At 52.2% G+C, this 201-nt stretch carries 1 pseudogene; it reads right to left on the bottom strand.

The window, feature by feature from the left end:
• Nucleotides 1-62: 62 nt before the first annotated feature.
• Nucleotides 63-201, bottom strand: a pseudogene (locus tag AKL25_RS24830) (Tol-Pal system beta propeller repeat protein TolB); the annotation flags it as partial.

The raw sequence follows: 201 nt of genomic DNA, 5'->3' as shown, positions 1-201 counted from the left end.
GCCGTTAATAGATATAGTAATGACAACTCCGGTCACGATGTGAAGTAAGGACCGCCGTTGCGCACCGCTATATTTCCGAGCAAACACATGCATGGGGGGTACATGATGTATTTGCCGTTTGGCGAGAAGCTGGGCGACTCATCTTTGACGGTGTCGGACAGGCGTTGTTCCTGACCGTTGGTCAAATCCAGCGCGTAGAGC

The sequence above is a fragment of the Herbaspirillum rhizosphaerae genome, assembly GCF_001189965.1.
Taxonomy (GTDB): domain Bacteria; phylum Pseudomonadota; class Gammaproteobacteria; order Burkholderiales; family Burkholderiaceae_D; genus Herbaspirillum; species Herbaspirillum rhizosphaerae.
The sequence above is the reverse complement of the archived record's forward strand: the minus strand, read 5'-3'. Positions and strand labels throughout refer to the sequence as shown.